The organism is Cohnella sp. SGD-V74 (assembly GCF_003001675.1).
Lineage (GTDB): Bacteria > Bacillota > Bacilli > Paenibacillales > Paenibacillaceae > Cohnella.
Genome location: NZ_PVYW01000021.1, coordinates 154,116 through 161,869, shown reverse-complemented (window position 1 = coordinate 161,869; position 7,754 = coordinate 154,116). Strand labels below are relative to the sequence as shown.

The following is a 7,754-nucleotide window of genomic DNA, read 5'->3' as shown; positions in this document are numbered from 1 at the left end:
TCCTTGAACGGCAGCTTCCAGCGGAACGAGTCCGGTTCAGCCGCTTTCGACCGATGGCTGAACACCGCGATCGGCACGATCGGCTTGCGATGCTTCTCATACAGTCTTGACGCGTAAATAAACATCCGCTCCGCGAACTCCTCCTCCCGATAAGACTGCGGCTCCAGATGCACGAGAATGACCGCCTCCTCTTCCCTCAGCCTCGTCTCGACGAGCAGGTCGACTCTCCCTTTCTTGCCGCCCGTCAAATCGGTCACCACCTCTTCGGACAGAAATACGACATGCTCAAAATCGAGCGCCTCCGCCACCTCCGGGAAAAACAATTCGATGAATTCCTTGAAAAAGGTGCGCAGCAGCGTCTTGAACAACCGATCGTGATCGATCTCCATGGCCAACTCCCCCTTCATGCGGCCGGAAAAACAAAAAGCCGCCCGGCATTCCCACAAGGGAATGCGAGCGGCGTGTTCTTCACGACCGAATAAATTTTAGTATCGCTATTCTAGCATACTTCTTCCCGGCTGTCTTGCATTATCCGGCGGAACTATCTCGCCAGGTACCCTCCGTCGACGGGAAGGATAATCCCCGTGACGTAATCGGATGCAGCCGAGGACAGAAAGACGCTGGCTCCCGCCAAGTCGTCGGGCTTCCCCCACCGCCCCGCCGGAATGCGCGCATTCACTTGCGGCAGACGCGTGTCGTCCTGCAGCAAATCCGTGTTCATCTCCGTCGCCATGTAGCCCGGAGCGATCGCGTTCACCTGAACGCCCCGGCCCGCCCACTCGTTGGACAGCGACTTCGTCAGCTGAGCGATGCCCGCCTTGCTAACCGCGTAAGCGGAAGCGTTAAAGCCGCCGATAAAACTGAGCATCGATGCCATATTGACGATCTTGCCGCTGCCCCGCTCGACCATGATTGCGCCGGCCAATCTGCAAAGCTGGTACACCGCGGTGATATTCAGCTCCAGCACCTTGTCCCAGCTCTCGACCGGCAGGTCGAGGCAGGCTCTGCGGTCATGCATGCCCGCATTGTTGACGAGAATGTCGACCGTTCCGCCCAGTACGGCGACGGCTTCCCCGAAGCTGCGCTCCAGGTCGGCCCGATCCATCAGATTGCCCTTCACCGCATGAACGGCCAGCCCGTCCGCTTGCAGCTCGTAAGCGGTCTGCGCAGCCGCGTCCGAGATGTCGAGGATCGCCACCTCCGCGCCCGCCGTCGCCAGCGCCGTCGCGATGCCCCGGCCAAGCCCGCGGCTTGCCCCGGTGACGATCGCCTTTTTCCCGGTGAGATCGAATAAGTTCAAGTTTGCCATAACGCTTCATCGCCTCTCTTAATTGGATTACCGATGCACGATCATTTTCTTCCGAGTGTAAAATTCCACGCCGTCGCGCCCGTTCGCATGAAGATCGCCATAGAACGATTTCTTGTAGCCGGAGAAAGGGAAAAACGCCATCGGGGCGGGAACGCCCACGTTAACGCCCAGCATCCCCGCGTCGATCGTATCGCGGAACTCGCGGATCGCGCTCGAGCTGTCGGTATAGATGCAGGCGCCGTTGGCGAATTCCGAACGGTTGGCCAGCGCAACTGCCTCCTGCAGCGTATCGACGCGCACGACGGACAGCACCGGGGCGAAAATTTCGTCTTGCCAAATCCTCATCTCCGGATTCACGCGGTCGAAGATCGTCGGCCCGACGAAGTAGCCTTCGCCCCGCGCCGCTACCGCTTCGCGGCCGTCCAGCACAAGCTCGGCCCCTTCCGTCTCGCCGCTCTCGATGTAGCCCAGAGTGCGGGCTTTGTGCGATTCGCGGATGACCGGCCCGAGGAATACGTTAGGCTCCAGCCCGTTGCCGATCGACAAACCCGAGGCCGAACGCCGGAGCGCTTCAACCAGCCTGTCCGCGACATCGCCCACGGCGACGACGACGGAGCAGGCCATGCATCGCTCTCCGGCGGAGCCGAACGCGGCGTTCGTAATTTCTTTGACGGCCAGCTCCAGGTTGGCGTCGGGCAGGACGATCGAGTGGTTTTTGGCGCCGGCGAGCGCCTGCACGCGTTTGCCGCCCGCCGCTCCCGTCTTGTACACGTATTCGGCGACGGGCTGCGAGCCGACGAACGAGATCGCGTTGATGTCCTCGTTCGCCAGCATCTCGTTTACGACGTCATGCGCGCCGTGCACGATGTTGAACACACCGGCCGGCAGCCCCGCTTCCGCCAGCAGCTCCGCCAGCCGATTGGCAAGCAGCGGCGTTCTCTCCGACGGCTTGAGCACGAACGCATTGCCGCAAGCGATCGCGAGCGGGAACATCCAGCAAGGCACCATCATCGGAAAATTAAACGGCGTGATGCCTCCGACAACGCCGAGCGGATACCGGTACATGGACGACTCGATGCCTGTGGCGATGTCCGGCAGCGTACTGCCCATCATCAGCGTGGGAGCCCCCGCCGCGAACTCGACGCACTCGATGCCTCTAAGCACCTCTCCGTAGGCTTCTCCGTAGCTCTTGCCGTTCTCCGTCGTGATCAGCCTGGCCAGCTCATCCCAATGCTCGACCAGAATCTGCTGGTACTTGAACAGAATGCGAGCCCGCTTCGGCACAGGTTCTTTACGCCATCTGCGGGAAGCTTCGGCGGCCGCCCGGACGGCCGCCCGCACGTCTTCCGCCGTCGACAGCGGCACGTAAGCCAGCGTTTCTCCCGTCGCCGGATTCGGCACCGCCTCCGTCCGGTCCGATGCCGATTCCACCCATTCGCCGCCGATAAAGTTGCGCAACACCGTTGGATTGTTCATAGATGATTCCCCTCCTGATAATGTTTGGATCACGCCTGCTTGGCAATAACCGCTTCGATCTTGTCGTTCGCAGGCATGGCGTCAGAGCAGCTATGGCTGGATACGACAATCGAGGCGGACGCGCTGCCGTACTCCAGACAGCGCGCGATATCCCACCCCTGCATCAGTCCGTAGATGAAAGCTCCCGCGAAGGAGTCGCCCGCTCCGAACGTCTTGACGACCTGCGCTGGAAATACGCCCGCGCGATAAACCCCGCCGTCCTTGGCAAAAGCGATCGAGCCGTCTCCGCCATGCTTGACGACGACCAATTTCGCCTCATGCTCGAACCATTGTTTGGCCGTCGCGAAATCCTCCGTACCCTCCGCCCCTTCCAGCAGATCGAATTCTTCCCGTCCTCCGAGGATGACGTCGCATTGCGCCGCCGCCATGCGGCAGTAGGTATAGATCTCGTCTCTCGAAGCCCAGGTGTACGGACGGTAATCGATATCGAACAGCAGAACGGCCCCGTGCTTGCGGGCCAGCTCGATCGTACGGAACACCGCTTCGCGGGACGGGCTTCTCGCCAGCGCCGTTCCGCTGATCATGACCGCTTTCGCTTTCCGCACGTATGCCTCGTCCACGTCGCCCGTTTCCAGATTGAGATCCGCCACGTTGTCCCGGTACATCAGAATGCTGCATTCCGTCGGCGACTTGATCTCCGTGATCGCCAGTCCGGTGACGCTGCCCGGCCGATCGGTCACAACGCCATCCGTATCGATCCCTTCCTTGCGCAAGTAGTTCACGATAAACCGCCCGAACGCATCGTCGGCCACGCGCCCGATAAATCCGCCCCGCAGTCCGAGCCTCGACGCCGCGATTGTAATGTTCGCCGGCGACCCGCCCACGTATTTCGTGAACGTCTGCGTCTCCTCGAGCGGCCGATTGATCTCATTCGCGTTCAAATCGATGCACAGCCGTCCGACTCCGATCAAATCCAGCTCCTTGTCGGACCGAAAAACGATTCCATTCATAAGTTGTTCCCTCCTCGTTTCATCCATCTAATCGATTAGCTAATCGATTAGATGGAGCTGCAAAAAAATTCCCACTTGCCGATCCCTCATCGCCTGCCCTCCGACCGAATGAAGCGGCGGAAGGACAACCGAACCTTCGGCGAGGATCAGGCCCGCTCCCCGCCGCAAGTGCCGCGCACAATCAGTTCCACCGGCAGCACGACTCGCCGGATGTCGCGATTCGCATCCGAGATGCGATCCAGCAGAAGCTCGGTCGCCTGCCTTCCGAGCTCGTAGCGCGGGATGCGGACGGTCGTCAGCCGCACGGAGCGGAACGCCGCGAGGAACAGATCGTCGAAACCCATCACCGCAACGTCCCCGGGAACCCGCAGCCCCCGGTCCGCCGCCGCGTCCAGCACGCCCATGGCGCCGATGTCGCTCATGTTGATGACGGCGGTCGGCCGCTCGCCGGGCGGCATATCCGCATAGCCGAGCATCCTCTCGTAGCTGGCCGCATACCTTGCCTCCCCTGACAGCACCCACTCCGGCGGCACGTCGATGCCCGCCTCCTTCATCGCTTGCCGGTAACCGGCCGCGCGAAGCTCGCTGATCGGCGAGCCCGCGACGCCGGACATAAAGGCAATGCGGCGATGGCCCAGTCGAAGCATATGCCGGGCGGCCATCAGTCCGCCTTCGAAGTTATCCGACTCGACCAGATCCGCGTCCAGCCCTTCGAGACGGCGGTGCGCCAGCACGAGCGGGAAGTTCCGCTCCAGCAGCGATTGCAGCAGCTCCCGATCGGCTGCCAACGCGGAGGTGACGATCAGCCCGTCGATCTTCCCCTCGCGCGCTTGCGCGACGGCCTGTCTCATCCGCTCCGGCTGATCGTTCGTGTTGATCATGTGCACGGCATAGCCGTGCTTCTGCGCCTCGTCCTCGCAAGCCTTGGCGAGGTCGGGATAGAACGGGTTGGAGATGTCGGAGACGATCAGGCCGATCGTTCGGCTCTCCCCGGCGCGCAGCCCGCGGGCCGCCGCGTTAGGCGCGTAATTCAGCTCGCGGATGGCGGCGAGCACGCGCTCCTTCTTCTCCGGACTGACATAGCGGTTGTTGTTCAGCACATAGGATACGGTCGCTACGGACACACCCGCGTGCTTGGCGATATCTTTGATCGTACTCATCCGCAGCCTCCGGTCTAATCGATTAGGTACAACGACGAAGACGCTCCTTGCGCACCGCTTCCCACAGCCCGTTCAAATACACGGCTCCGAGCGCGCGATCGTACAGGCCGTAGCCCGGCTTGCCCGTCTCGCCCCAGATCATCCGGCCATGGTCCGAACGGATCGGCCCCTCGTAATCGAAGTCGCTCATCGCCCGGATCACCTCGTACATATCGATCGAGCCCGAGGAGGACAGATGCGCCGACTCCTGGAACGACTTCGGTCCGGTCAGCTTCACGTTGCGCGCATGAACGAAGTTTACGCGCCCTCTGCGGCCGAACTCGCGCATCAGCTCCGGCACGTCGTTGTCCGCGCTGGCGCCCAGCGATCCGCTGCACAGGCATAGCCCGTTGACCGGACTGTCGTACAGGCCGATCATCCGCTCCAGGCTCGCTCTTCCCGTCATAATGCGCGGCAGGCCGAAGATCGGCCAAGGCGGATCGTCCGGGTGGATCGCCATTTTGATTCCGGCTTCCTCCGCGACCGGCATAATCTCCCGCACGAAGTAAGCCAGATTGTCCCACAGCTTCTCCTCGTCCACGCTCTCGTATTGCCCGAACAGCTTCCGAAGCTCGCCGACCTCGTAGCTGCTGTCCCAACCCGGAAGACTGAGCTCTCCCGTCAGCGGATTCATCCGCCCGACGACCTCTTCCTCGTAGATCAACGCTGTCGAGCCGTCCTCCAGCTCGTAGTCGAGCTTCGAACGCGTCCAATCGAACACAGGCATGAAGTTGTAGCAGACGACCGGCACGCCGGCCTCCCCGAGATTGCGCAGCGTCGTCTTGTAATTGGCGATATACCGGTCCCGGGAAGGAAGCCCCAGCTTGATGTCCTCGTGCACCGGAACGCTCTCGATGACGGCCAGCTCCAGGCCGGCGGCTTCAATGCCTTTCTTCAATTTCAGAATCGTCTCGAGCGGCCATGCCTCTCCTACAGGCACGTCGTACACCGCCGTGACGATCCCCTTCATCCCCGGGATTTGCCGAATATACGCCAGCGATACCGGGTCCGAATCGCCGTACCATCTGAAAGTCAGCTTCACTGGCAGATCGCCCCTTTCTTCTGTTGATCCCGATACACCTGCGGGGTGACGCCATGATGTTTCTTGAATGCGTAATTAAAAGAATGAGGACGCTGGTAGCCGAGCTTGGCGGCGATCTCGTACGTTTTCTCGTGGCTGTTCGAGAGCAGATAAACCGCCTTCTCCATGCGCAATTGCTGAATGTAGTCGCTGATATTGCCGCCGGTCTCCAGCTTGTAGATTTTCGAAATGTAGACCGGATGCATATGAACGTGATCGGCGATGCTCTGCAGCGTCACGTCCTGCGCCAGATTGTCGTCGATGAATTGGTGGATCGCCCGGATAAGCTCCGAGCGGTTGTCCTTCATCTCGCGGTCCATGTCCTCCATCAGGCGGCGCAGCACGCGCAGCGACCATTCGCGCAGATGCGCGACGGAGCGGAACGGAATGCCGTCGGCCAGCTTCCCGTAGTCGTCGCCGATCAGGTCGGACAAAGGCTGTCCGTTCTTGTGCGAAATGTACGAGAACGCCGAGGACACCGCGAAATACACTTCCAGCAGATGCTCCTGAGAATGCGAATGGGAGGACTTGCTTCGCAGTTCCTCGAATACGCGTTCCAGCTTCTCCTCCATCGCGTCCCATCGACCCGCTTCGAGAAGATGGATGAGCGTCGGCGGCTCGTACAAGGAACGGATCGATTCCACTTCGACCGAGACAGCTTCGCCTGAAGCCCGCAAGAACAGTCCCTGCTCGTTGCCGACCCGTTTGCGCGCAGCCGACACGCAGCCGTCGTACTGGCCCGGCACGTCGCTGGGGAACAGCCCCGGCTCGCTGACGATGACGGAAATGCTGCCTTTCAGCAAGCATTTCACGACCGACTGAAGCTGAGAGGCGGTCTGCTCGAACAGCGCCGCCCGCTGTCCCGGCTCGACCCGTTCCTCCGCCGAGGCGAGGAAGATCAAATAATCGTGCGCATCCTTGGCGTGCCAGAGCCGGAATTTCCCGCCGAACAGCTCCTCCGCCATGTTGCCGATCGCGTACTCGATCAGCGAGCGGCTGCGAAAATCGTAATCGACGAACGTCTCCTCCAACCGAACGAGCATCAGGAAGCACGTTTGCCCGTAGAGATCCGGCAGCGCCAAGGTCACCATTTTCTCCCGTAACGCCGATTCGTTCCAGACCGCTCCCTGAAGCAGCTCCAACAGCAGATTGCCCTTGAGCAGCGGCATGTTCTCGTTCAGCGTCCGGGTCAAGTTGCGGACGGACAGAACGTGCTCCCACTCGCCGTACAGCTTCTGCTGCAGCCGGGAGACGGTATCCAGCAGCTCCTGTTCTGTCACCGGCTTGAGCAGGTAATCCTCGACCTGATTCTGAATCGCTTCCTTCGCGTATTGGAAGTCGGAGTATCCCGAGAGCAGCACGCATTTCGCCTTGCTCCATTCCTTCCGGATGCGGGCGATGAGATCGAGCCCGGTCATGCCCGGCATTTGAATGTCCGTAATGACGATATCGACGGCGAATTGCCGCAGAACCTCAAGCGCCTCGTAGCCCGAATACGCGCGATACACTTGCGTAATTCCGATGCTGTCCCAGCCGATCGTCGTCGCCAACCGATCGACCACATGCGCCTCGTCGTCCACGATCAACAGATGCATCGTTCGGCCCCCTCTTCTGGATGGCTATATAGATTGAATCGATGAACTAGGAAGTCCATTGCATTCCGAAAGGGATGGCTTTGC

The 7,754-nt window shown here is 60.9% G+C and carries 7 protein-coding genes; all 7 read right to left on the bottom strand.

Translation table 11 applies throughout. The annotated features are described in order from the left end of the window. A partial coding sequence (locus B0G52_RS27545) for an Rpn family recombination-promoting nuclease/putative transposase (protein WP_198960738.1) occupies window positions 1-389 on the bottom strand: 389 nt, incomplete at its 3' end. 152 nt (window positions 390-541) lie between these two features. Then, a complete protein-coding gene (locus B0G52_RS27540; RefSeq protein ID WP_094049319.1) occupies window positions 542-1,309 on the bottom strand; it encodes an SDR family oxidoreductase in 768 nt (255 codons plus the stop codon). A 27-nt stretch (window positions 1,310-1,336) separates the two neighbouring features. Continuing rightward, on the bottom strand, window positions 1,337-2,785 hold the full coding sequence (locus B0G52_RS27535; protein WP_094049317.1) for a CoA-acylating methylmalonate-semialdehyde dehydrogenase: 1,449 nt from the start codon (window positions 2,783-2,785) through the stop codon (window positions 1,337-1,339). Window positions 2,786-2,814: 29 nt separating this feature from the next. Continuing rightward, the gene (iolC, locus tag B0G52_RS27530) at window positions 2,815-3,795 is read right to left on the bottom strand and encodes a 5-dehydro-2-deoxygluconokinase (RefSeq protein WP_094049315.1); all 981 of its coding nucleotides are present in this window, start codon (window positions 3,793-3,795) and stop codon (window positions 2,815-2,817) included. A gap of 146 nt (window positions 3,796-3,941) precedes the next feature. Beyond that, entirely contained in the window at window positions 3,942-4,955 is a 1,014-nt protein-coding gene (locus B0G52_RS27525; protein ID WP_094049313.1) for a LacI family DNA-binding transcriptional regulator, read from the bottom strand. Between the two features lie 22 nt (window positions 4,956-4,977). Next, window positions 4,978-6,036 carry a mannonate dehydratase gene (uxuA, locus tag B0G52_RS27520; RefSeq protein ID WP_094049311.1) on the bottom strand — a complete coding sequence of 353 codons (1,059 nt, stop codon included), beginning with the start codon at window positions 6,034-6,036 and terminating at the stop codon, window positions 4,978-4,980. After that, window positions 6,033-7,670: a response regulator transcription factor gene (locus B0G52_RS27515; RefSeq protein ID WP_094049309.1), complete on the bottom strand. Its 1,638-nt coding sequence runs from the start codon at window positions 7,668-7,670 to the stop codon at window positions 6,033-6,035. Before B0G52_RS27515 ends, uxuA begins: the two co-directional genes overlap by 4 nt. Window positions 7,671-7,754: the final 84 nt, after the last annotated feature.